The organism is Streptomyces sp. NBC_00158, from assembly GCF_045160885.1.
Taxonomy (GTDB): domain Bacteria; phylum Actinomycetota; class Actinomycetes; order Streptomycetales; family Streptomycetaceae; genus Streptomyces.
Genome location: NZ_CP108161.1, coordinates 1348763 through 1370525 on the forward strand (window position 1 = coordinate 1348763; position 21763 = coordinate 1370525).

The 21763-nt window shown below is 72.6% G+C and carries 20 protein-coding genes and 1 pseudogene; 15 read left to right on the forward strand and 6 right to left on the reverse strand.

The features are described 5' to 3' along the window. The first annotated feature begins 33 nt into the window (after nucleotides 1-33). From OG553_RS06045 to OG553_RS06100, 12 genes are all read left to right on the forward strand, one after another. Entirely contained in the window at nucleotides 34-597 is a 564-nt protein-coding gene (locus OG553_RS06045; protein WP_405977982.1) for a GNAT family N-acetyltransferase, read from the forward strand. A gap of 739 nt (nucleotides 598-1336) precedes the next feature. Further along, a complete protein-coding gene (locus OG553_RS06050; RefSeq protein ID WP_312847410.1) occupies nucleotides 1337-1420 on the forward strand; it encodes a putative leader peptide in 84 nt (27 codons plus the stop codon). A gap of 219 nt (nucleotides 1421-1639) precedes the next feature. Beyond that, complete coding sequence (locus OG553_RS06055; RefSeq protein ID WP_405977983.1) at nucleotides 1640-3346, forward strand: nitrite/sulfite reductase; 1707 nt, start codon at nucleotides 1640-1642, stop codon at nucleotides 3344-3346. Next, nucleotides 3343-3522: a hypothetical protein gene (locus OG553_RS06060; protein ID WP_125815005.1), complete on the forward strand. Its 180-nt coding sequence runs from the start codon at nucleotides 3343-3345 to the stop codon at nucleotides 3520-3522. The genes OG553_RS06055 and OG553_RS06060 overlap by 4 nt, the downstream gene beginning before the upstream one ends. Continuing rightward, the gene (locus OG553_RS06065) at nucleotides 3519-4217 is read left to right on the forward strand and encodes a phosphoadenylyl-sulfate reductase (RefSeq protein ID WP_405977984.1); all 699 of its coding nucleotides are present in this window, start codon (nucleotides 3519-3521) and stop codon (nucleotides 4215-4217) included. The genes OG553_RS06060 and OG553_RS06065 overlap by 4 nt, the downstream gene beginning before the upstream one ends. Then, complete coding sequence (gene cysC / locus OG553_RS06070; RefSeq protein ID WP_405977985.1) at nucleotides 4217-4807, forward strand: adenylyl-sulfate kinase; 591 nt, start codon at nucleotides 4217-4219, stop codon at nucleotides 4805-4807. The genes OG553_RS06065 and cysC overlap by 1 nt, the downstream gene beginning before the upstream one ends. Beyond that, entirely contained in the window at nucleotides 4804-5745 is a 942-nt protein-coding gene (gene cysD / locus OG553_RS06075) for a sulfate adenylyltransferase subunit CysD (protein ID WP_405977986.1), read from the forward strand. Before cysC ends, cysD begins: the two co-directional genes overlap by 4 nt. Before the next feature lie 2 nt (nucleotides 5746-5747). Beyond that, nucleotides 5748-7076, forward strand: coding sequence for a sulfate adenylyltransferase subunit 1 (locus OG553_RS06080; RefSeq protein ID WP_405977987.1), 1329 nt, complete (start codon nucleotides 5748-5750; stop codon nucleotides 7074-7076). Nucleotides 7077-7287: 211 nt separating this feature from the next. Then, on the forward strand, nucleotides 7288-8418 hold the full coding sequence (locus OG553_RS06085; protein WP_405977988.1) for an aliphatic sulfonate ABC transporter substrate-binding protein: 1131 nt from the start codon (nucleotides 7288-7290) through the stop codon (nucleotides 8416-8418). Between the two features lie 50 nt (nucleotides 8419-8468). Further along, nucleotides 8469-9260: an ABC transporter ATP-binding protein gene (locus tag OG553_RS06090; protein ID WP_405977989.1), complete on the forward strand. Its 792-nt coding sequence runs from the start codon at nucleotides 8469-8471 to the stop codon at nucleotides 9258-9260. Next, nucleotides 9247-10143 carry an ABC transporter permease gene (locus OG553_RS06095; RefSeq protein WP_405977990.1) on the forward strand — a complete coding sequence of 299 codons (897 nt, stop codon included), beginning with the start codon at nucleotides 9247-9249 and terminating at the stop codon, nucleotides 10141-10143. The genes OG553_RS06090 and OG553_RS06095 overlap by 14 nt, the downstream gene beginning before the upstream one ends. 7 nt (nucleotides 10144-10150) lie before the next feature. Continuing rightward, the gene (locus OG553_RS06100; protein ID WP_405977991.1) at nucleotides 10151-10912 is read left to right on the forward strand and encodes a sirohydrochlorin chelatase; all 762 of its coding nucleotides are present in this window, start codon (nucleotides 10151-10153) and stop codon (nucleotides 10910-10912) included. 7 nt (nucleotides 10913-10919) lie between these two features. Here OG553_RS06100 and OG553_RS06105 read toward each other — a convergent pair whose 3' ends face one another. Continuing rightward, nucleotides 10920-11921, reverse strand: coding sequence for a ketopantoate reductase family protein (locus OG553_RS06105; RefSeq protein ID WP_405977992.1), 1002 nt, complete (start codon nucleotides 11919-11921; stop codon nucleotides 10920-10922). A gap of 44 nt (nucleotides 11922-11965) precedes the next feature. On the opposite strand from OG553_RS06105, the gene OG553_RS06110 reads away from it, so the two are divergent. Beyond that, on the forward strand, nucleotides 11966-12811 hold the full coding sequence (locus OG553_RS06110) for an aldo/keto reductase (protein ID WP_405977993.1): 846 nt from the start codon (nucleotides 11966-11968) through the stop codon (nucleotides 12809-12811). Here OG553_RS06110 and OG553_RS06115 read toward each other — a convergent pair. Both OG553_RS06115 and mgt read right to left on the reverse strand, forming a co-directional pair. Beyond that, complete coding sequence (locus OG553_RS06115; RefSeq protein ID WP_405977994.1) at nucleotides 12808-13374, reverse strand: DUF1697 domain-containing protein; 567 nt, start codon at nucleotides 13372-13374, stop codon at nucleotides 12808-12810. The two genes, OG553_RS06110 and OG553_RS06115, sit on opposite strands and share 4 nt — an antisense overlap. A gap of 20 nt (nucleotides 13375-13394) precedes the next feature. Then, nucleotides 13395-14641, reverse strand: a pseudogene (mgt, locus tag OG553_RS06120) (macrolide-inactivating glycosyltransferase). A gap of 201 nt (nucleotides 14642-14842) precedes the next feature. Here mgt and OG553_RS06125 point away from each other — a divergent pair. Next, nucleotides 14843-15706, forward strand: a complete 864-nt coding sequence (locus tag OG553_RS06125; protein ID WP_405977995.1) for a phosphotransferase enzyme family protein — start codon at nucleotides 14843-14845, stop codon at nucleotides 15704-15706. Between the two features lie 30 nt (nucleotides 15707-15736). On the opposite strand, the gene OG553_RS06130 is transcribed toward OG553_RS06125, so the two are convergent. Together OG553_RS06130 and OG553_RS06135 are read right to left on the reverse strand one after the other, a co-directional pair. After that, complete coding sequence (locus tag OG553_RS06130; RefSeq protein ID WP_405977996.1) at nucleotides 15737-16456, reverse strand: 3'-5' exonuclease; 720 nt, start codon at nucleotides 16454-16456, stop codon at nucleotides 15737-15739. A 127-nt stretch (nucleotides 16457-16583) separates the two neighbouring features. Next, nucleotides 16584-17867, reverse strand: a complete 1284-nt coding sequence (locus OG553_RS06135; protein ID WP_405977997.1) for an SAV2148 family HEPN domain-containing protein — start codon at nucleotides 17865-17867, stop codon at nucleotides 16584-16586. Between the two features lie 323 nt (nucleotides 17868-18190). On the opposite strand from OG553_RS06135, the gene glgX reads away from it, so the two are divergent. Beyond that, nucleotides 18191-20305: a glycogen debranching protein GlgX gene (glgX, locus tag OG553_RS06140; RefSeq protein WP_405977998.1), complete on the forward strand. Its 2115-nt coding sequence runs from the start codon at nucleotides 18191-18193 to the stop codon at nucleotides 20303-20305. Here glgX and OG553_RS06145 read toward each other — a convergent pair. Then, a complete protein-coding gene (locus OG553_RS06145; protein WP_405977999.1) occupies nucleotides 20290-21672 on the reverse strand; it encodes an MFS transporter in 1383 nt (460 codons plus the stop codon). The genes glgX and OG553_RS06145 overlap by 16 nt on opposite strands. Between the last annotated feature and the right edge of the window lie 91 nt (nucleotides 21673-21763).

Sequence of the window (21763 nt, forward strand, 5' to 3'; positions counted from 1 at the left end):
TCGCGGCACGGCGCCCGTGGTTCCCTGAACGGCATGAGCACCATCACACTCACCACCTGGTCCCTTGAGATGACCTCGCCGTCGGACCTCGTCCCGGCGGCGATACCGGGACCGGAGATCACGATCACCCGCGCGGAGGTCCCGTCCCCGGAGCTGAGCCGCTTCCTGTACGCCTCGGTGGGCGGGGACATCCACTGGACGGACCGGCTGTCGCTGACCCGCGCGGAGTGGGTGGAGCTGCTGGAGCGGCCGGGCGTCGAGACGTGGGTCGCGTACGACCGCGGGACCCCGGCGGGCTACGTCGAGCTGGACCCGCAGCCCGACGGTGTGGTCGAGATCATGTACTTCGGCCTCCTGCCGGACTTCCGGGGGCGGCGCATCGGCGGGCACCTGCTGACGTTCGGCACGGCCCGCGCGTGGGACCTCGCGGCCCGCTGGCCGGACCGCGAGCCGACGCGTCGCGTGTGGGTCCACACGTGCAGCCAGGACGGCCCGACGGCGATGGACAACTACCGGCGCCGCGGCTTCGAGGTCTTCAAGACGGAAACGGAAACGAAGGAAGAAACTCCGACGCCGGGGCCCTGGCCCGGCGCGTAGCCCCTGGCCGGGGGGTGTCCGGGTGGGGCGTGGCCCTTGCCCTGGCCGGGCGGTTGGCGGTTCGGGGCGCTGCCCTGCCGGACGGGGTCCGGGGCGGGTTCGCCGCCCCTGGCCGGGCTCCCTGCCGGGCGGGGTGCCGGGCGGGTTCACCGCCCCTGGCCGGGCTCCCTGCGGGGCGGGGGCGCGGGCGGGGTGGCTGCGGGGTCGGGGGTGGGGACGGGGTGGGGTGTCGTCCGGGACGGGCTTCGATGTTCGGCGCCCGATCCGGATCAGGTCGTACGAGGTACCGCGCGCCGAAATCATCTCGTTTTAGTCCCGGACGACACCCCACCCCGCCCCCACCCCCGACCGGCAGACCCCGCCCCGCCACGCTTTCCGGCCCCGGACGGCCAAATCCAGCCCCGTCGGCGTTTGAGGCGCTGGGGGAGGGTCTGGGGGCGGAGCCCCCAGGGGGTCCGGGGCGCAGCCCCGGGGAACGGGCGAAGGGCGGGGCGGGGAGCAGCCCGCGCAGCGGCCCACCCACCCGCAGCCGAGCCACCGGCCCCGGCCACCCGAACCGACCCCGCCCCAGGACCGACGGCCGGAGGCTGTCGCAGCGGCCCGAAGCCGGTAAGGCCGCACCGCGCGAGCGGCGCGTAAAAAGGTGACCGGGGTCACGTGGTCTCATGATCCGGGACGAGTTCGTCCGGATCGTGGACAGTAGTGGACTCCTCCAATCGCCACATGCCACGCTTCGGCCATGAATGGAGCTGGAATTGCCTTGGTGAGTCGGCGGCACGTCGACCTCGGCCGCATGTCCAGCGCCATCTGTCCGGCGCGCTGACGGAACCAGCACCCGCCGCACATCGCCGCAGTCCCCGCCGCCGCGGACGCGTCGATCACCCGCAAGCCCCCTGAGGCCGAACGCCACCGCCCGCCTGTCGGCAACCCCGACATACGGGTGGAAATCGGCCACACCTGCTCAGAGACTCCAGCGTGACAGGGGCGCGCCGCCGCTCCCCCCTGCCTCCACCTAGAGCCGTTGAAGAAGGACGTACCCGCCATGGCCGCCACCCCTGAAACGCCCGCAGCCGCCCCCGCAGCCGCAGCGCGCCGCAAGACCGGCCGTCACCGCGGTGAGGGACAGTGGGCCGTCGGGCACCACACGCCCCTCAACGGCAACGAGCAGTTCAAGAAGGACGACGACGGTCTCAACGTGCGGACGCGCATTGAGACGATCTACTCCAAGACGGGCTTCGACTCGATCGACCCCAACGACCTGCGCGGCCGTATGCGCTGGTGGGGCCTCTACACCCAGCGCAAGCCCGGGATCGACGGCGGCAAGACCGCGATCCTGGAGCCGGAGGAGCTGGACGACAAGTACTTCATGCTGCGCGTCCGCATCGACGGCGGCCGGCTGACCACCGAGCAGCTCCGTGTCATCGGCGAGATCTCCGAGGAGTTCGCGCGCGGCACCGCCGACCTCACCGACCGCCAGAACGTGCAGTACCACTGGATCCGGATCGAGGACGTCCCCGAGATCTGGCGCCGCCTGGAGGCCGTCGGCCTGTCGACCACCGAGGCCTGCGGTGACACGCCCCGCGTCATCCTCGGTTCGCCCGTAGCCGGCATCGCCGAGGACGAGATCATCGACGGCACCCCCGCCATCGAGGAGATCTACCGCCGCATCGTCGGCAACCCGGACTTCTCCAACCTGCCCCGCAAGTTCAAGTCCGCGGTCTCCGGCTCGCCGCTGCTCGACGTGGCGCACGAGATCAACGACATCGCCTTCGTCGGCGTGAACCACCCCGAGCACGGTCCCGGCTTCGACGTCTGGGTCGGCGGCGGCCTCTCCACCAACCCCAAGCTGGGCGTCCGCCTCGGCACCTGGGTCTCCCTGGACGAGGTCCCCGACGTCTACGAGGGCGTCATCTCGATCTTCCGCGACTACGGCTACCGCCGCCTGCGCACCCGCGCCCGCCTGAAGTTCCTCGTCGCCGACTGGGGCCCGGCCAAGTTCCGCCAGGTCCTGGAGGACGAGTACCTCAAGCGCAAGCTGACCGACGGCCCCGCCCCGGAGCAGCCCAGCGGCCAGTGGCGCGACCACGTCGGCGTGCACCAGCAGCAGGACGGCAAGTTCTACGTCGGCTTCGCGCCCCGCGTCGGCCGCGTGGACGGGGCCACCCTGACCAAGATCGCGGACGTCGCCGAGCAGCACGGCTCCGGCCGCCTGCGGACCACCGCCGAGCAGAAGATGATCGTCCTCGACATCGAGGCCGACCAGGTCGACTCGGTCGTCGCCGCCCTGGAGGCGCTGGACCTGCGGGTCAAGCCGTCCCCGTTCCGCCGCGGCACGATGGCCTGCACCGGCATCGAGTTCTGCAAGCTGGCCATCGTCGAGACGAAGGCGCGCGGCGCCTCGCTGATCGACGAGCTGGAGCGCCGCCTGCCGGACTTCGCCGAGCCGCTCACCATCAACATCAACGGCTGCCCGAACGCCTGCGCCCGTATCCAGGTGGCGGACATCGGTCTCAAGGGCCAGCTGGTCCTGGACGACGACGGCAACCAGGTGGAGGGCTACCAGGTCCACCTGGGCGGCGCCCTCGGCCTGGAGGCCGGCTTCGGCCGCAAGGTCCGCGGCCTGAAGGTCACCTCGGCCGGTCTGCCCGACTACGTCGAGCGGGTCGTCAAGCGCTTCGAGGAGGAGCGCGAGGACGGCGAGCGCTTCGCCGCCTGGGTCGGCCGCGCCAGCGACGCGAGCCTCTCATGAGCGAGCGCGCCGCACCGTTCTACTGCCCGTACTGCGGCGACGAGGACCTGTTTCCCCACGAGACGGGTCACGGCGCCTGGGAATGCAGGGCCTGCAACCGAGCCTTCCAGCTGAAGTACCTCGGGCTGCTGGCCCGGGGTGTTCAGTCCAACACCGCTGGAGGGGACGAGATATGACCACTGCTCAAGACGTGAGTCTCAGAGAACTGGCCGAGCAGGCGGGCCGCGACCTGGAGGACGCCTCCGCGCTGGACGTCCTGCGCTGGGCGGTGGAGACCTTCGGGAAGAAGTTCTGCGTGACGTCCTCGATGGAGGACGCGGTCGTCGCCCATCTCGCTTCGCGGGTCGCTCCGGGTGTGGACGTGGTGTTCCTGGACACCGGTTACCACTTCGAGGAGACGATCGGCACGCGGGACGCGGTGGAGGCGGTGATGGACGTCAACGTCATCACGCTGACCCCGCGCCAGTCGGTCGCCGAGCAGGACGCCGAGTACGGGCCCAAGCTCCACGACCGCGACCCCGACCTGTGCTGCGCCCTGCGCAAGGTCAAGCCCCTTGAGCAGGGTCTGACCTCGTACGAGGCGTGGGCGACCGGGCTGCGCCGTGACGAGTCCCCGACCCGGGCGAACACCCCGGTGGTCGGCTGGGACGAGAAGCGGGGCAAGGTCAAGGTCTCCCCCATCGCCCGCTGGACGCAGGACGACGTGGACGCGTACGTCGCCGAGCACGGGGTCCTGACGAACCCGCTGCTGATGGACGGGTACGCCTCCGTCGGCTGCGCCCCCTGCACCCGCCGGGTAGCGGAGGGCGAGGACGCCCGGGCCGGACGGTGGGCCGGACGCGGCAAGACCGAGTGCGGACTCCACGGCTGATGACCACAACACGTACCGAAACCACGGAACTTACGGAGAAGCGGATGAGCGTGACCGGCCAGGGAGCCACGGTGTGGCTGACCGGTCTGCCCAGCGCGGGCAAGACCACCATCGCGTACGCGCTGGCCGAGCGGCTGCGTGCCGAGGGCCACCGGGTGGAGGTGCTCGACGGGGACGAGATCCGCGAGTTCCTCTCGGCGGGTCTGGGCTTCGGCCGCGAGGACCGCCACACCAACGTCCAGCGGATCGGGTTCGTCGCCGAACTCCTCGCGAGCAACGGTGTCAAGGCGCTCGTGCCGGTGATCGCGCCCTTCGCCGACAGCCGCGAGGCCGTCGCGAAGCGGCACGCCGCCGCTTCCACGAACTACCTCGAAGTGCACGTGGCCACCCCGGTCGAGGTGTGCTCCGAGCGTGACGTGAAGGGCCTGTACGCGAAGCAGGCGGCCGGCGAGATCTCCGGTCTGACCGGCGTCGACGACCCCTACGAGGCCCCGCAGAACCCGGACCTCCGTATCGAGTCGCACACGCAGACCGTGCAGGAGTCGGCTTCCGCCCTGCACGCACTGCTCACCGAGAGGGGTCTGGCATGACCACCGCCGCGCACCTGCACACCGAGTCCGGCTCCGACGCGCCCTACGCGCTGTCGCACCTCGACGCCCTCGAATCCGAGGCGGTGCACATCTTCCGTGAGGTGGCGGGCGAGTTCGAGAAGCCGGTGATCCTGTTCTCCGGCGGCAAGGACTCGATCGTCATGCTGCACCTGGCGTTGAAGGCGTTCGCGCCGGCCGCGGTGCCGTTCTCGCTGCTGCACGTGGACACCGGGCACAACTTCCCCGAGGTCCTCGCCTACCGCGACCGGACGGTGGCCGAGCACGGCCTGCGCCTGCACGTGGCCTCCGTCCAGGACTACATCGACGCGGGCAAGCTCCGCGAGCGCCCCGACGGCGTCCGCAACCCGCTCCAGACCGTGCCCCTCACCGAGGCGATCCAGCAGCTGAAGTTCGACGCCGTGTTCGGCGGCGGCCGCCGCGACGAGGAGAAGGCCCGCGCCAAGGAACGCGTGTTCTCCCTGCGCGACGAGTTCTCCCAGTGGGACCCCCGCCGCCAGCGCCCCGAGCTGTGGCAGCTCTACAACGGCCGCCACGCCCCCGGCGAGCACGTCCGCGTCTTCCCGCTCTCCAACTGGACCGAGCTGGACGTGTGGCAGTACATCGCCCGCGAGGGCATCGAACTCCCCGAGATCTACTTCGCGCACGAGCGCGACGTCTTCCAGCGCAACGGCATGTGGCTCACCGCCGGCGAATGGGGCGGCCCCAAGGACACCGAACCGGTCGAGAAGCGCCTCGTGCGCTACCGGACCGTCGGTGACATGTCCTGCACCGGCGCCGTCGACTCCGACGCCGCCGACCTCGACGCCGTGATCGCCGAGATCGCCGTGTCCCGCCTCACCGAGCGGGGCGCGACCCGCGCCGACGACAAGCTGTCCGAGGCCGCGATGGAAGACCGCAAGCGCGAAGGGTACTTCTAACCATGACGACCACCACCGAGCAGCTCAGCGCGACCACGCTGCTGCGCTTCGCCACCGCGGGTTCCGTCGACGACGGCAAGTCCACCCTCGTGGGCCGTCTGCTGCACGACTCGAAGTCGGTCCTGGAGGACCAGCTGGAGGCCGTGGAGCGGGTCTCCGCCGACCGCGGGCAGGACGCCCCGGACCTGGCGCTGCTGACCGACGGCCTGCGGGCCGAGCGGGAGCAGGGCATCACGATCGACGTGGCCTACCGCTACTTCGCGACCGCCCGCCGCCGCTTCATCCTGGCCGACACCCCCGGGCACGTGCAGTACACCCGGAACATGGTCACCGGCGCCTCCACCGCCGACCTCGCCGTGGTCCTCGTCGACGCCCGCAACGGCGTCATCGAGCAGACCCGCCGGCACGCCGCAGTCGCCGCCCTCCTGCGCGTCCCCCACGTCGTCCTCGCCGTCAACAAGATGGACCTCGTGGACTACCGGGAGTCGGTCTTCGCGAAGATCGCCGAGGAGTTCAACGCGTACGCCTCCGAGCTGGGCGTCCCGGAGATCACCGCGATCCCGATCTCGGCCCTGGCCGGCGACAACGTGGTCGAGCCCTCCGCGAACATGGACTGGTACGGCGGCCCGACGGTGCTGGAGCACCTGGAGACCGTCCCGGTCAGCCACGACCTCACCGCCTGCCCGGCGCGTTTCCCGGTGCAGTACGTGATCCGCCCGCAGACCGCCGAGCACCCCGACTACCGCGGCTACGCGGGCCAGATCGCCTCCGGCGTCCTGCGCGTCGGCGAGGCCGTCACCGTCCTGCCGTCGGGCCGCACCTCCGTCATCGAGGGCATCGACGCCCTCGGCGAGTCCGTGGACATCGCCTGGGCCCCGCAGTCGGTGACCCTGCGTCTGAAGGACGACATCGACATCTCGCGCGGCGACCTGATCGCGCCGTCCGCGAGCGCCCCGGCGACCACGCAGGACGTCGTCGCCACCGTCTGCCACGTGGCGGACCAGCCGCTGGCCGTCGGCGCCCGGGTGCTGATCAAGCACACGACGCGAACGGTCAAGGCGATCGTCAAGGAGATCCCCTCCCGGCTGACGCTGGACGACCTGTCCCAGCACCCGAACCCCGGGCAGCTGGTGGCCAACGACATCGGCCGCGTCGTCGTCCGCACCGCCGAGCCGCTCGCGCTCGACGCGTACGCGGACTCCCGCCGCACCGGGTCCTTCCTGCTGATCGACCCTGCCGACGGCACGACCCTGGCGGCCGGCATGGCGGGCGAGTCCTTCGCCTCCAAGGCCGAGACCGTGGCGGCGGACGACGAGGGCTGGGACTTCTGATGATGCCCGCCGACATCTACTCCACCTTCGCGAAGGAGGGCGGCCGCGTAGGCAGCGGCGCCCTCGGCAGCGGCCAGGGAGGAGTGGCGCGATGTGCGCGATGACGTACGCGCACATCGTGCGCACCTCCCCCGAGCCGTACCTGCCCCCGCATCACAGACGAAGACCTGCGCCGTAGCACCCAGACGGCGCGTCGAGAGGAAGTCCTCCCGTGCCTGCCACCGGTTCCACGAGTAAGACCCTGCGCCGCGGCCTCGCCGCCGTCGCCGCCCTGCCGCTGCTGATCGGTGCCCTCGCCTCCTGCGGCTACGGGTCGCAGGCCGGGAAGTCCGCCGACGAGAACGTCCAGCCGGCCGCCGCCGAGGGCGGCAAGAAGCTCTCGGCGTCCGAGGTCCGCATCGGGTACTTCCCGAACCTGACCCACGCCACCGCCCTGGTCGGCCTCCAGGAAGGCCTGATCGAGAAGGAACTGAACGGCACCAAGGTCAAGCCGCAGTCCTTCAACGCCGGCCCGTCCGAGATCGAGGCCCTCAACGGCGGCTCCCTCGACATCGGCTTCATCGGCCCCTCGCCGTCCATCAACGGCTACGTCAAGTCCAAGGGCTCCAACCTCCGGATCATCTCCGGCTCCGCCTCCGGCGGCGTCAAGCTCGTCGTGAACCCGGACAAGATCAAGACCCTGGACGACCTCAAGGGCAAGAAGATCGCCACCCCGCAGAAGGGGAACACGCAGGACGTCGCGTTCCTCAACTGGATCTCGGAGAAGGGCTGGACGGTCGACCCCGAGTCCGGCAAGGGCGACGTCTCCGTGGTCCGCACCGACAACAAGGTCACCCCGGACGCCTTCAAGCAGGGCTCCATCGACGGCGCCTGGGTCCCCGAGCCCACCGCCTCCAAGCTCGTCTCCGACGGCGGCTCCGTCCTCCTCGACGAGGGCAGCCTGTGGCCCGAGAACAAGTTCGTGATCACGAACATCATCGTGTCGCAGAAGTTCCTCAAGGAGCACCCGGACGTGGTCGAGGCCGTGCTGCGCGGCACGGTGAAGACCAACGAGTGGATCCACTCGAACCAGGACAAGGCCAAGGCCTCCGCGAACGCCCGCCTCCTCGCCGAGACCGGCAAGGGGCTGGACCCGAAGGTCATCGACCCGGCGTGGCCGAGCATCTCGGTCACCGACGACCCGCTGGCCGCGACGCTGAAGAAGCAGTCGGACTGGGCCGTCAAGGCCAAGCTCCTGGAGAAGCCCGACCTGGCCGGCATCTACGACCTGACGCTCCTCAACAAGGTCCTCAAGGCCGCCGGCAAGCCCCAGGTCTCCGACGCCGGTCTCGGCGCCAAGTAATCCCGCCCCCTTTGATCCACAGAAGCCAGCAACCCCAGGAGGTGACGACCATGGCCACCACTCTCGCCAAGGCTGCCGAGGGCGCGGTAGCGGAGCAGACGCACGCCGCCCGCATCGAGCACGTCTCGAAGTCCTTCTCCGGCCCGGCCGGATCGCAGCTCGTCCTGGACGACATCAGCCTCGATGTCGCTCCCGGAGAGTTCGTCACGCTCCTGGGGGCTTCGGGGTGTGGCAAGTCCACCCTGCTGAACCTGGTCGCGGGACTGGACAAGCCGTCGGCGGGCTCCATCGAGACCACCGGCCGTCCGGCCCTGATGTTCCAGGAGCACGCCCTCTTCCCGTGGCTGACCGCGGGCAAGAACATCGAACTGGCCCTGCGCCTGCGCGGCGTCGCCAAGGCCGAGCGCAAGCCCGAGGCCGAACGGCTGCTGGAGCTCGTCCGCCTCGGCGGCGCCTACGGCAAGCGCGTCCACGAGCTGTCCGGCGGCATGCGCCAGCGCGTCGCGCTCGCCCGGGCCCTCGCCCAGGACAGCCGCCTGCTGCTGATGGACGAGCCCTTCGCGGCCCTCGACGCCATCACCCGCGACGTCCTGCACGGCGAACTCACCCGCATCTGGGAAGAGACGGGCCTGTCCGTCCTCTTCGTCACCCACAACGTGCGCGAGGCCGTCCGCCTCGCCCAGCGCGTGGTCCTCCTCTCCTCCCGCCCCGGGCGGGTCGCGAAGGAATGGACCGTGGACATCCCGCAGCCGCGCCGCATCGAGGACGCGGACGTCGCCGAGCTGTCCCTCGAGATCACTGAACACCTGCGTGGGGAGATCCGCCGCCATGGCCAGCACTGACACCACTCCGAAGGCCACGGCGAAGACCGACGACCTGGCCGGTCTCGAAGCCGGCCTGGACGCGCTCGACGCGGTCCCGACCCACCGCACCCCGGTGCGCGAGGTCCTCACCAAGAAGGTCCTGCCGCCGGTACTGGCCGTCGGCCTGGTCCTGGTGGTCTGGCAGGTCCTCGTCTCGTTGAAGGTCACCGACGAGACGAAGCTGCCCGCCCTGTCCGCCGTCTGGGACAGCCTGTCCGCGATGTGGCTGAAGGGCACGCTCCTCGAAGTCATCTGGACCTCGGTCTCCCGGGGCCTGCTCGGCTTCCTCCTCGCCCTGGCCATCGGCACCCCGCTCGGACTGCTCGTCGCCCGGGTGAAGTTCGTCCGCGCCGCGATCGGCCCGATCCTCCAGGGCCTGCAGTCGCTGCCGTCCGTGGCCTGGGTGCCGCCGGCCGTCCTCTGGTTCGGCCTCAACGACGCCATGATGTACACGGTGATCCTGCTCGGCGCGGTGCCGTCGATCGCCAACGGCCTCGTCTCCGGCATCGACCAGATCCCGCCGCTGTTCCTGCGCGCCGGCCGCACCCTGGGAGCCACCGGCCTGCGCGGCGCCTGGCACGTCGTGCTGCCGGCGGCGCTCCCCGGCTACGTCGCCGGCCTCAAGCAGGGCTGGGCCTTCTCCTGGCGCTCCCTGATGGCCGCCGAGATCATCGCCAGCAGCCCCGACCTGGGCCTCGGCCTCGGCCAGCTGCTGGAGAACGGCCGCAACAACATCGACCTGCCGGGCGTGTTCCTCGCGATCATCCTGATCCTGGTCGTCGGCATCGCCATCGACCTGCTGATCTTCAGCCCCGTCGAGCGCTGGGTCCTGCGCAGCCGCGGCCTCCTGGTCAAGAGCTGAGCACCCCATGTCCCGCGCACTTCTGGTCATAGCCCACGGCAGCCGCGATCCGCGGCACGCGGCGACCGTGCACGCCCTCGTCGGGCGGGCCCGGTCGCTGCGGCCGGGGCTCCGGGTGGAGACGGCCTTCCTGGACTTCAACGGCCCGACCGTCTCCCAGGCGCTGGCCTCCCTGTACCTCTCGGGCGTACGCGAGGTCGTGGCCCTGCCGCTGCTCCTCACCAGGGCCTTCCACGCGAAGGCCGACATCCCGGCGGTACTGGCGGAGTCGGCCGTACGCCTCCCCGACCTCTCGGTCCGGGTCGCGGACGTGCTCGGCCCGCACCCCCTGCTGGTGGCCTCCCTGGAGCGCCGCCTCGCCGAGGCCGGCATCGGCCTCACCCCGGCGGACCGCGCGACGACCGGTGTCGTCCTCGCGTCCGCCGGCTCCACCGACCCGGAGGCGATCGCAGTGATCGCTGAAATCGCGCGGGAGTGGCGGCACACCGGTTGGTGCGCCGTGCGGCCTGCGTTCGCCTCCGCTGCCCTTCCCCGCACGGAGGACGCCGTACGCGCACTGCGCGCGGAGGGCGTCCGCCGTGTGGCGGTGGCCCCGTACGTCATCGCCCCGGGCTTCCTCCCGGACCGCATCGCGGCGGGCGCCGGGGCGGCGGGCGCGGACGTGATCGCGCCCGTCCTGGGCGCCACCCCGGAGCTGGCCCGCCTCCTCCTCCACCGCTACGACACGGCGGCCCCGGCCCGCGCCCCGCGCGAGGCGCTGACCGCCTGAGGCGGACTCAGCCGCGGGCGGCGGCCTCGTCGGCCAGGGCCGTGAGGTCGGCGATGGACATCGCGCCCGGCGGGAGGCCCTCGCGGGCGAAGATGTTCGCCGCGTGGCGCAGTACGTCGTTGACCGGGGTGGGCACGCCGTGCAAGCGGCCCAGCAGGGAGATCTCACCGTTGAGGTAGTCGGCCTCCACCGAGCCCGTGCCGCGGGCCAGGCTCTGCCAGGAGGAGCCGCCGCGTACGCCCGCCGGCTGGTCGACCTTGCCGTCGCGGGCCGCCGACTGCTCGGCCTCGGTGACGTAGCCGATGCCCGCGGCGTCGAAGGCCGCCTTGCCCTCCCGGACCGCCCGCAGCAGCAGGGCCGCCTTGGCCGGGTCGGCCTCGGGGCCGGTGGTCGCCTGGACGGCGTTGCCCAGGTTGCCGAGCAGCTTCGCGTACTTCCACCGCATCACGTCCTCGACGACGGGTGCCTCGAAGCCCGCCCCGCCGAGGTCCGCGGCGATCGCCCGGATCCGCGCGTCGGAGCCGCCGGCGGCCCGCCCGAGGTGCAGGATCCCGGTGAGCGGGGCGCACAGGGCCGATACCACTCCCGGCTCCAGGAAGGTGGCGGGGAGCCAGACGCAGACCCCGTACACCCGTGAGAAGCGGCGCAGGGCGAGCCGTTCGCTCTCCACGCCGTTCTGCGCGCACAGCAGCGGTAGCCGCTGCGCGGCCGTACCGCCGCCGGCGACCTCGGCGTCGCCCCACGCGTCCAGGGCGGCGATGGCGTCCTGCGTCTTGACCGTGAGCAGCAGTACGTCGTCCGGGCGCAGTTCGCCCAGCTCGGCGGGGCCGGTGACCACGGGGAGCAGGTGGACGCGGGTGCCGTCGGCGGTGGTCAGCCGCAGCCCGTCCTTCTTCAGCGCCTCGGCGTGCGCGCCGCGCGCGACGAGGACGACCTCCCGGCCCGTTCCGGCGAGGCGTCCGCCGATGGTCGCGCCGATCGCGCCGGCGCCGATGATGATGTAACGCATGCCCCGAGCCTGACACACCCGTGACGCCCGGATACGGTCGGCCCATGACGGACTCGACGTTCTCCCTGGGCGGGGACCTGCCCGTACGCCGCCTCGGACTCGGTACGGGCGGGCTGGTCGGCGCCGGCTACTGGGGGCCGCGCGGCAGCCGCGCGGAGGCCCTGGAGCTGCTGCGGGCGGCGGTGGAGCGGGGCGTGACGCTGGTCGACACCGCCGACAACTACGGGCCCGGCCTGGCCGAGGAGCTGGTCGCGGAGGCCCTGCACCCGTACGGGGAGCGGCTGGTGGTCGCCACGAAGGGCGGGGTGGTGCGCACCGGGCCGGACCAGTGGCACGTGGCGGGCCGTCCGGAGGAGCTGCGGCGGATGTGCGAGGCGAGCCTGCGGCGGCTGCGGCTGGAGCGGATCGACCTGTACCAGCTGCACCGCTTCGATCCGGCGGTGCCGATGGCCGAACAGCTGGGCGCGCTGGCGGAGTTGCGGGCGGAGGGGAAGATCCGGCACATCGGGCTGGACACCGTGACGGCCGGACAGCTGCGCGTGGCGCTGGAGTCGGTGCCGGTCGCGGCGGTGCAGAACCCGTTCAACCTGCTGGACCGTTCCTCCTCCGAGGTGCTGGAGCTGTGCGAGGCGCGGGGGATCGCGTTCCTGCCCTACTACCCGCTGGGCAGCGGTGCCCTGACCCGCGAGGGTGCGGCCGCCGTCGCCGAGGTGGCCGCCGCGCACGGGGCGACGCCGGGGCAGGTGGCGCTGGCCTGGCTGCTGCACCGTTCGCCGGTCCTGTGCCCGACGCCGGGCACCGGCTCTCCGGCGCACCTGGCGGAGAACCTGGACGCGGCGTCGCTGTCCCTGTCGGACGGGGAGCTGGCGCTGCTGGACGCGGTGGCTTAGGGGCGGGTCAGTTCCACGAGCTTGGCGACGGTGTTCCAGTTGCGGGTGGTGACGTCCAGGCCCTTGACGACGGCGGGCCGGGCGAGGGCCTCGGCCAGTTTGGAGCGGCCGAGGCCGTCGGGGGCGTAGAGGTAGAGGACGCGGTCCCCGAGGCGGTACTCCTCCGGGAGGTACGCGGGGCCGTCGAGCGCGGCGAAGCGTTCGGGGCCGGGCTGCTCGGAGAAGAAGGTGGCGTGGAGCTGCTTGCCCTCCAGTTCGGCGGCCGGGAAGGGGCAGGCGGCGGCGACGGCCGCGAGGTGGTCCCCGTCGACGACCAGGCAGGGCACCCGGAAGCCGAAGTGGGCCTCGATGGCCGCCTCCAGGCCCCGGGCGAGGGCGGTGGGGTCGGTCTCCGGGCTGCTGAAGACGGCGTTGCCGCTCTGCAGGTAGGTGCGGACGTCGCCGTGGCCGAGGCCCTCCAGTACGGAGCGCAGCTCGGCCATCGGGACCTTCTTGTTCCCGCCGACGTTGATGCCGCGCAGGAGGGCTGCGTACTTCTTGGTGTTCGCTGTCTTCTCGGTCATGGCGGCACCTTAGGCCGTGGCTACGACAGGGCCGCCTCGATGAGGTCGGCGGCCTGGCGCGTGCCGCCCTCGGCGGCCATGCCGGCGCGGACGGCCTCGGCGCGGAGGGCGACCTCGGGGTCGGCGAGCAGGCCGAGGACGGCCTCGCGGAGGGTGGTGGCGTCCGCGTCCTCCGTGTCGACGCGGCGGGCGACGCCGAGGGCGGCGAGCATGTCGGCGTTGCCGAACTGGTCGACGGCCTGCGGCACGGCGACCATCGGGGTGGCGGTGGCCAGACCCTCCTGGCTGCCGCCGGCGCCCGCGTGGGTGATGAAGGCGTCGGCCTGGCGCAGGATGTCCAGCTGGGGGACCCAGCGGTGGACCTCGACGTTGGCGGGGACCTCGCCGAGTTCGGCCTCGTCGGTGAACTTGCCGATCTGCAGGACCACGTGCCAGTCGGGGAGGCCGCCGAAGGCCTCGACGCAGGCGCGGTAGAAGGCGGGCTGCTTGGTGTAGGTGGAGCCGAGGGAGACCAGGAGGACCTTCTTGCCCTCGGCGGAGGCGGGCCGCTCCCAGGTGCCCTGGGTGGCGCTGCGGTCGCCCTGGCAGGCGCCGACGAAGGTGTGGACGGCCTCGTCGACCCGGTCGGCGCACGGCTGGAGGGCGCGCGGGATCAGGACGATGCTGCGCGCGGGCCGGCCGACGAAGTGGTCGGGGTCCTCGTCGATGCCGTTCTCGTCGAGCCAGGCGCGGAAGCGGGCGTAGTAGGCCCGGCCGCGCTCGGAGGCGTGCAGCTGTGCCGTCATCGGGGCGGCGACCTCCTCCTCGTAGCCGGTCCAGGCGACCAGGTTCGGGGAGAGGGAGATCTGGGGGACGCCCCAACGGCGGGCGAGGACGCGCGCCGGGTAGGCGGTGATGTCGTGGATGACGAGGTCGGGTTCGTCGCCCTCGAAGGCGGCGGCGAGCTGCGGGAGCGCCTGGACGGCGTCGTTCAGGAAGGGCTCGATGTTGTCGATCAGCTCGGTGCCCCAGGCCTCGGGCTCGTCCTCGGTGGGCAGGACGGACTTCCAGATCACCGGGGTGGCACCGGTCTCGGCGACCTTCTCGGCGAAGGGGGCGGGGATGGCGTAGCTGACGCGGTGGCCCCTGGCGACGAGCTCCCGGATCACTTCGATGCTCGGGTTCACGTGCCCGGGGGCGGCGATGGAGAACATGGCGATGTGTGCGGGCTTGGCCGTGGCTGCTGAAGTCATGGCTCGACCATAGCGAGACGAGACGTCTCGTGCAATTGGAAAGCGGCCGAGCAGCCCCTCCCGCCCGAAAATCGATGAACCGGCCGATTCCCGCCCCCTGAAGGGCCGTCGGGTCCCGCAATGCGAGACTGGGCGGACTCAGGGTGATCACGGGGCGCCGATCACGGATGACGGAGCACGGATCACGGATCACGGATCACGGATCACGACCAGCCGGCGAAGGACGAGACGAACGCATGGACGAGGCGCGGGCCAGGGACGTACTGGCGCAGGCGGGACTCTCGGGCATCGGGGCGGACCGCCCGGAGCTGCTCGCCTTCGGCGAGAACGCCGTCTTCGCAGCCGGCGGCCTGGTCGTCAAGGTGGGCCGCGAGGCGGGCCTGCTGGAACGGGCCGAGCGGGAACTCGCGGTGGCCGGCTGGCTCGCCGAGGCGGGGATCCCGGCGGTCCGGGCCGCCGAACCGAAACCCCGGCTGGTGGGCGGGCACCCGCTGACCCTCTGGCACCGGCTCCCCGAACCACTGCGGCCGGCCGGCCCCGAGGACCTCGCGGCACTGCTGCGCCCGCTGCACGCGCTGCCCGCGCCCTCCTTCGCGCTGCCCGCGCGGGACCTGCTGGGCGGCGTCGAGAGGTGGCTGCGGCTGGCCGGCGGGGCCGTCGACCCCGAGGACGCGGCGTACCTGCGCGCCCGGCGCGACGCCTACGCCGGCGAGGTCGCCGCGCTCACCCCGCACCTGGCCCCCGGCCCCATCCACGGCGACGCCCTGCCGCGCAACGTGCACGTGGGCCCGGACGGGCCGGTCCTGGTGGACCTGGAGACGGTCTCCGCCGACCTGCGGGAACACGACCTGGTGGTGATGGCCCTGTCCCGCGACCGGTACGGGATGCCCACCACCGCCTACGAGGCCTTCGCGGCGGCGTACGGGTGGGACGTCCGCGAGTGGGAGGGCTGCGCGGTCCTGCGCGGCGCCCGCGAGACGGCGAGCTGCGCGTGGGTCGCCCAGCACGCCCCCGCCAACCCGAAGGCCCTCGCCGAGTTCCGCCGCCGCGTGACCTCCCTCCGCGAAGGCGACACGGAAACCCGCTGGCACCCCTTCTGACGGGCCACCGGGCGGCGGACCCGCGCGGGCTCAGGCCGTGACGAGTGCCCGCAGCGGCCACGCCGTGTCGATCACCGCGTCCGGGCTGCCCTGGCGGCGCAGGTAGGACTGGAAGTCACGGGCCCAGCGGGCGTGCCAGCCGCCCTGACGGTCATGCAGCTCCGCCGGGCTGAGCGCCGCGACCTCCGGGTGCCGGGCGGCTATCGCCCGCGCCACCTGGACCGCCGCCAGCGCGTCGGCCCCCGCGTCGTGCGCGGCGTCCAGGGTGACCCCGTACACCCCGCACACCGCCTCCAGCGTCCGCTTGCCGCGCCGGAAGCGGTCCACGGCCCGGTCTATCGTCAGCGGGTCCACCACCGGCCCGGTCTCGGGCCCGCCCAGCCGGTCCGCGAAGGAGGGCAGCCCGTACCGGGACAGCTCGGCCGAGAGCAGCGTCAGGTCGAAGGCCGCGTTGTAGGCGACCACCACCGCACCACCGCGCCAGTGCTCCACCAGCGCCGCCGCGACCTCCTCGGCGACCTCCCCCGCCGGACGGCCCTCGGCGACGGCCCGCTCCGTGCTGATCCCGTGGATCGCCGCGGCCTCCCCCGGGATCGGTATCCCCGGATCCGCGAGCCAGCCGCGCCTCGCGCGCACCTCGCCGCCCCGCACCTCGACCAGCGCGGCCGTCACGATCCGGGACTCCCCCGGCTCCGTACCCGTCGTCTCCAGGTCGAACCCGACCAGCGCTCCCCCGTGCCACGCCTCCATGACGCGCCCCTCCCCCGTTTTTCCGGTCAACGCGTTTCAGCCTGCCACGCGCCACTGACACCCGGCCGGGGCACCCCCCGCAGGCCGCCCCGGACCCGACCTGGTAGGCCGCCCCGCGGCACCGGTCTCAGGACACCGGCCGCGAGTCCTCCCACACCGACTCGAACTCCTCCCGGTACGTCTGGAACAGCCCGTGGTCGGCGTCCTTCGGCACGCCCCGCCCTCCCCCGCGCAGCACCAGCACCGGCGCCTCCATCCCCCGGGCCCGCCGCAGGTAGGACTGCACCACCGCGATGCCCGAGGACTGCCCCTCCACCAGGTAGGCGGTGAAGCGGGGGGTCTCGTCGAAGACGTGGATGTCGAACCGCGACGGGTCCTTCAGCCCCGCCCGCACCCTGCGCACGTGCAGGATGTTCATCTCCACCGACCGGCTCAGCTCCCCCTTGCGCAGCCCCAGCTCCCGCTCGCGCCGCTTGACGGCGCTGCTCGCCGGGTTCAGGAACAGCAGCCGCACCCGGCAGCCCGCCTCCGTCAGCCGGACCAGCCGCCGCCCCGAGAAGTTCTGCACCAGCAGGTTGAGGCCTATGCCGATGGCGTCGAGCCGCCGCGCGCCCCCGAAGAGGTCCTCCGCCGGAAGCTGACGCTGGAGCCGCACCCGGTCCGGGTGGACCGAGATGACGTCCGCGTACCGGTCCCCGACCAGGTCCTCGACGGCGTCGATCGGCAGCCGGTCCGCCGACGGGCTGCCCGAACCGGCGCCCAGCACCTCCAGCAGCCGCGCCGAGGCGCGCTCGGCCTGTTCCAGCACCGCCCGCGACAGGGCCCGGTTGCGGGAGACCACGTTCCGGGTGACCTCCAGCTCGTCGAGCGCCAGCTCGATCTCGCGCCGGTCGTCGAAGTACGGCTCGAAGCAGGGCCAGTGCTGGACCATCAGCTCCCGCAGCTGCGGCAGCGTCAGGAAGCTCAGCACGTTGTCGTCGGCCGGGTCGAGGAGATAGCCCTTGCGCCGGCTGACCTCGCGGACGGCCACCGCCCGCTGCACCCACTCCTGCCCGGCCGGGCCGGCCGCGGCGACGACCCAGTCGTCCCCGCCGTGCACCGGCTCGTAGACGGGCCGCAGCACGGCGCCGACCACCGACCGCAGCCGCTGTTCGATGAGATTCAGCCAGATGTACGCACGGCCCGCGCGCTGGGCCCGCGTACGGACCTCGCTCCACGCGTCCGCGCCCCAGTCCAGCTCGGCCCCGGCCCGCGCGTCCCCGGCCGCCTGCGGGGCCAGTGACACCGCCGCCCCGGCCGCCGCCGCGCCCGGCACACCGCCGGACGCACCGGACGGACCGCCCGCGGCGTCCACCGGGCCACCCTCGTGACCGCTGTCACCAGGGGGCAGCTCCAGACCTCCCGAGCTCACCCGTGCACCGCCTTCTGCGTCTGGACGCCCGTCTCCAGTGATCACGGAAGGGTACTCCGCGCACGCGGCCCGACGCAGCCCGAAGCCGCCCCATGTGACGTCAGGTCCCCTGGTCCGGCTGTCCGTTGACCCATTATGTGATGCCCGGACAGTCCGTTGACCCGCATATCAGCTCTCCGGTTCACCCGTCGGCAGCATTCCAAGTCCACGCGTGCGGACCCTCTTTCGGGGAAGATCTGGCAGAGCGGACGAGTGATCCGCGCCGGATCCAGCCGGATCACGGGCCGGACCGAGCCGGACCAGGACGGGAAGAGTCGTTAGCCATGCAAGTCTGGCCGGGGCAGGCGTATCCGCTGGGCGCCACGTACGACGGCGCGGGCACCAACTTCGCCGTCTACTCCGAGGTCGCCCGGCGCATCGAGCTGTGCCTGCTGCACGACGACGGGTCGGAGACGGCCGTCGAGCTGCGCGAGACGGACGCCTTCGTGCGCCACGCCTACCTGCCGGGGATCATGCCCGGCCAGCGGTACGGGTTCCGCGTGCACGGACCGTACGAGCCCGAGCGCGGGCAGCGCTGCAACGCGGCGAAGCTGCTGCTGGACCCGTACGCGCGGGCCATCAGCGGGAAGGTGTCCTGGGGCGAGGAGGTGTACGGCTACCACTTCGGCCGGCCGGACTCCCGCAACGACCTGGACTCCGCCCCGCACACGATGAGTTCGGTCGTGGTGAACCCGTACTTCGACTGGGCCAACGACCGGTCGCCGCGCCACGAGTACCACCACACGGTGCTGTACGAGGCCCACGTGAAGGGCCTGACCATGCGCCACCCCGACCTCCCGGAGGAGCTGCGGGGCACCTACGGGGCGCTCGCGCACCCGGCGGTGATCGGGCACCTGGCGAAGCTCGGGGTGACGGCTCTGGAGCTGATGCCCGTGCACCAGTACGTCAACGACCACCGGCTGGTGAACGACGGGCTCAGCAACTACTGGGGCTACAACACCATCGGCTTCTTCGCCCCGCACAACGGCTACGCCTCCGGGGACCGGGGCCAGCAGGTGCTGGAGTTCAAGTCGGCCGTGCGGGCGCTGCACGAGGCCGGCATCGAGGTGATCCTCGACGTGGTCTACAACCACACCGCCGAGGGCAACCACCTGGGCCCGACGCTGTCCTTCCGCGGCCTCGACAACGCCTCGTACTACCGGCTCGGGGACGACCCCCGGCACTACACGGACACCACCGGCACCGGGAACTCGCTGCTGATGCGCTCCCCGCACGTGCTCCAGCTGATCATGGACTCGCTGCGGTACTGGGTGACCGAGATGCACGTGGACGGCTTCCGCTTCGACCTCGCGGCCACCCTGGCACGGCAGTTCCACGAGGTGGACCGCCTGTCCTCGTTCTTCGACCTGGTGCAGCAGGACCCGGTGGTCAGCCAGGTGAAGCTGATCGCGGAGCCCTGGGACCTGGGCGAGGGCGGCTACCAGGTGGGGAACTTCCCGCCGCTGTGGACCGAGTGGAACGGAAAGTACCGCGACACCGTACGGGACTTGTGGCGCGGGCAGCCGCGTACGCTCGCGGAGTTCGCGGGACGGCTGACGGGCTCCTCCGACCTCTACCAGGACGACGGACGGCGCCCGCTGGCCTCCATCAACTTCACCACCTGCCACGACGGCTTCACGCTGAACGACCTGGTCTCGTACGACGAGAAGCACAACGAGGCCAACCGGGAGGGCAACCGGGACGGCGAGACCCACAACCGGTCCTGGAACTGCGGGGTCGAGGGGCCCACGGAGGACCCGGGGATCCTGGAGCTGCGCGAGCGCCAGATGCGGAACTTCACCGCCACCCTGATGCTTTCGCAGGGCGTGCCGATGCTCAGCCACGGCGACGAGTTCGGCCGCTCCCAGGAGGGCAACAACAACGCCTACTGCCAGGACAACGAGCTGTCCTGGGTGGCCTGGCCCGAGCCGGGCAAACCGCCGCCCGGACTGCTGGAGTTCACCCGCCGGATGGTGTGGCTGCGCCGCGACCACCCGGTGTTCCGGCGGCGCCGGTTCTTCCACGGCCGGCCGGTGGAGGGCACGCACGACGAACTCTCCGACATCGCCTGGTTCACCCCGCACGGCGAGGAGATGCGGGCACGGGACTGGCAGGCGCAGCACGCGCGGGCGCTGACCGTGTTCCTCAACGGGGAGGCGATCTCCGAGCCGGGCACGCGCGGGGAGCGGATCACCGACGACTCGTTCCTGCTGATGTTCAACGCGGGCGCCGACCCGCAGGACTTCACCGTCCCGGCCGGGCACGGGGCGCACTGGCGGCTGGTCGTGGACACGGCGCGGGCGGAGGTACTGCCACCCGGTACCGGGCCGCAGTACGCGGCCGGGGACCGGGTGGCCCTGACGGGACGGTGCCTCGTGGTGCTTCAGCGGCCGGCGTAGCCCGCCCCGGAGCCGGTCGCCGAGTCCTCGGGGGACGAGGTGCGCTGGGCCGGGATGAACAGCCTGGGAGGGACCGCCGCCGGGACGGGCGCCTGCGCGGGCTCCGGAGCTGGCGCCGGGGCGGGGGCCTGGTCGGTCACCGGGGCCGGGGCGGCCGACCGGGGCCGGGCGGACGGTACCCGGGTCGCGAGGGCGATGGCCAGGCACAGCGCGGCCGCGCCCACCGCGACGGCGAAGGCCCCGGCGGGACCGTACGACTCGGCGAGCCGCCCGGAGACGGCCAGCGCGGCGGCCTGCCCGGCGACCAGGGAACTGGCGGCGAAGGCCATCGACTCGGCGAGCCGGGCGGGCTCGACCACCCGCTCGGTGAGCGCGAACGCGGTGATCAGGTGCGGGGCGTACGCGGCACCGAGGACGGTGACGACGAGGTACAGCGGCCACAGGGTCTCGGTGAACAGCAGCGGCACGGAGAGGACCAGCGCGGCGCCGGTGGCCGCCCGCCAGCGCAGCCGCAGCCCGATCCGGGCGGGCAGCGCGCCGAGCGCGAGGCCGACGGCGGCGCTGACGACGCCCATGGCGGCGTACACGATGCCGGCCTGGCCCGGGACGCCCAACTGCGCGGTGAGCGAGGCGATTCCCGCCTGACAGCCGCCGAACATGGCGCCCTGGAGGGCGAGGGAGCCGCGTACGGCGTGCACCACGCGCGGCTGCCGGGCGCGCCGGGCGCCGCGGGCGCGCCGCGGCGCGGGGGCGCCCGCGGTGACGGCGGCGGTCGGGTGCAGGGCGTACGCGGTGCCGAAGACGGCGACGAGGGCGGCGGCTCCGCCGAGGGCGACGGCCGGGTGCGCGACGAGCGCGGCGAGGCCCACGAGGGCCGGGCCGAAGACGAAGGAGACCTCGTCGAGGGTGCCTTCGAGGGAGTGCACGGCGCCGACGGTCTTCTCGTCGGCCTTCGCGCGGTGCGCGAGCGCGACGGAGCGGGTGCGGGCGAGCGGCCCGATCAGCGGCACGGAGGCACCGGTGACGGCGCCGATCGCGGCGAGCGGGACGGTCGCGAGGCCGCCGAGGGCGCCGGCGACGAGCGCGCCGGTGGCGACGGCGTTGACGGCGGCCGCGGTGAGGACTACGGGGCGCTGCCCGTGGCGGTCGGCGAGGCGGCCGAGGAGGGGCCCGAAGACCACCTGCCCGGCGGAGAGGGTGCCGCCGACGATGCCGGCGGTGGCGAGCGAGCCGCTGGTCTCGGCGACCAGCAGGACGCTCCCGAACTGGGACATCGCGACGGGCAGTCGGGCGAAGAAGGAGACGAGCGGGAGTAGGGGCCCGGTCAGGGCGATGACGTGACGATAGGTACTGACGGTTCCAACCACCTGATCGACACTAACGCGGCGCAGTCACCCGGATGCATTGGGTAATGGCACGGAATCGTGCGGGCTGGGTACGTACGTTCTCATGAGCCTG

Coding starts and splice junctions, on each gene's coding strand:
- OG553_RS06050 (WP_312847410.1), top strand. CDS start 1,337: ATGAATGGAGCTGGAATTGCCTTGGTGAGTCGGCGGCACGTCGACCTC.
- OG553_RS06125 (WP_405977995.1), top strand. CDS start 14,843: ATGGACGAGGCGCGGGCCAGGGACGTACTGGCGCAGGCGGGACTCTCG.
- OG553_RS06090 (WP_405977989.1), top strand. CDS start 8,469: ATGGCCACCACTCTCGCCAAGGCTGCCGAGGGCGCGGTAGCGGAGCAG.
- OG553_RS06115 (WP_405977994.1), bottom strand. CDS start 13,374: ATGACCGAGAAGACAGCGAACACCAAGAAGTACGCAGCCCTCCTGCGC.
- OG553_RS06060 (WP_125815005.1), top strand. CDS start 3,343: ATGAGCGAGCGCGCCGCACCGTTCTACTGCCCGTACTGCGGCGACGAG.
- cysC (WP_405977985.1), top strand. CDS start 4,217: ATGACCACAACACGTACCGAAACCACGGAACTTACGGAGAAGCGGATG.
- OG553_RS06130 (WP_405977996.1), bottom strand. CDS start 16,456: ATGGAGGCGTGGCACGGGGGAGCGCTGGTCGGGTTCGACCTGGAGACG.
- glgX (WP_405977998.1), top strand. CDS start 18,191: ATGCAAGTCTGGCCGGGGCAGGCGTATCCGCTGGGCGCCACGTACGAC.
- OG553_RS06055 (WP_405977983.1), top strand. CDS start 1,640: ATGGCCGCCACCCCTGAAACGCCCGCAGCCGCCCCCGCAGCCGCAGCG.
- OG553_RS06095 (WP_405977990.1), top strand. CDS start 9,247: ATGGCCAGCACTGACACCACTCCGAAGGCCACGGCGAAGACCGACGAC.
- cysD (WP_405977986.1), top strand. CDS start 4,804: ATGACCACCGCCGCGCACCTGCACACCGAGTCCGGCTCCGACGCGCCC.
- OG553_RS06045 (WP_405977982.1), top strand. CDS start 34: ATGAGCACCATCACACTCACCACCTGGTCCCTTGAGATGACCTCGCCG.
- OG553_RS06100 (WP_405977991.1), top strand. CDS start 10,151: ATGTCCCGCGCACTTCTGGTCATAGCCCACGGCAGCCGCGATCCGCGG.
- OG553_RS06105 (WP_405977992.1), bottom strand. CDS start 11,921: ATGCGTTACATCATCATCGGCGCCGGCGCGATCGGCGCGACCATCGGC.
- OG553_RS06065 (WP_405977984.1), top strand. CDS start 3,519: ATGACCACTGCTCAAGACGTGAGTCTCAGAGAACTGGCCGAGCAGGCG.
- OG553_RS06080 (WP_405977987.1), top strand. CDS start 5,748: ATGACGACCACCACCGAGCAGCTCAGCGCGACCACGCTGCTGCGCTTC.
- OG553_RS06110 (WP_405977993.1), top strand. CDS start 11,966: ATGACGGACTCGACGTTCTCCCTGGGCGGGGACCTGCCCGTACGCCGC.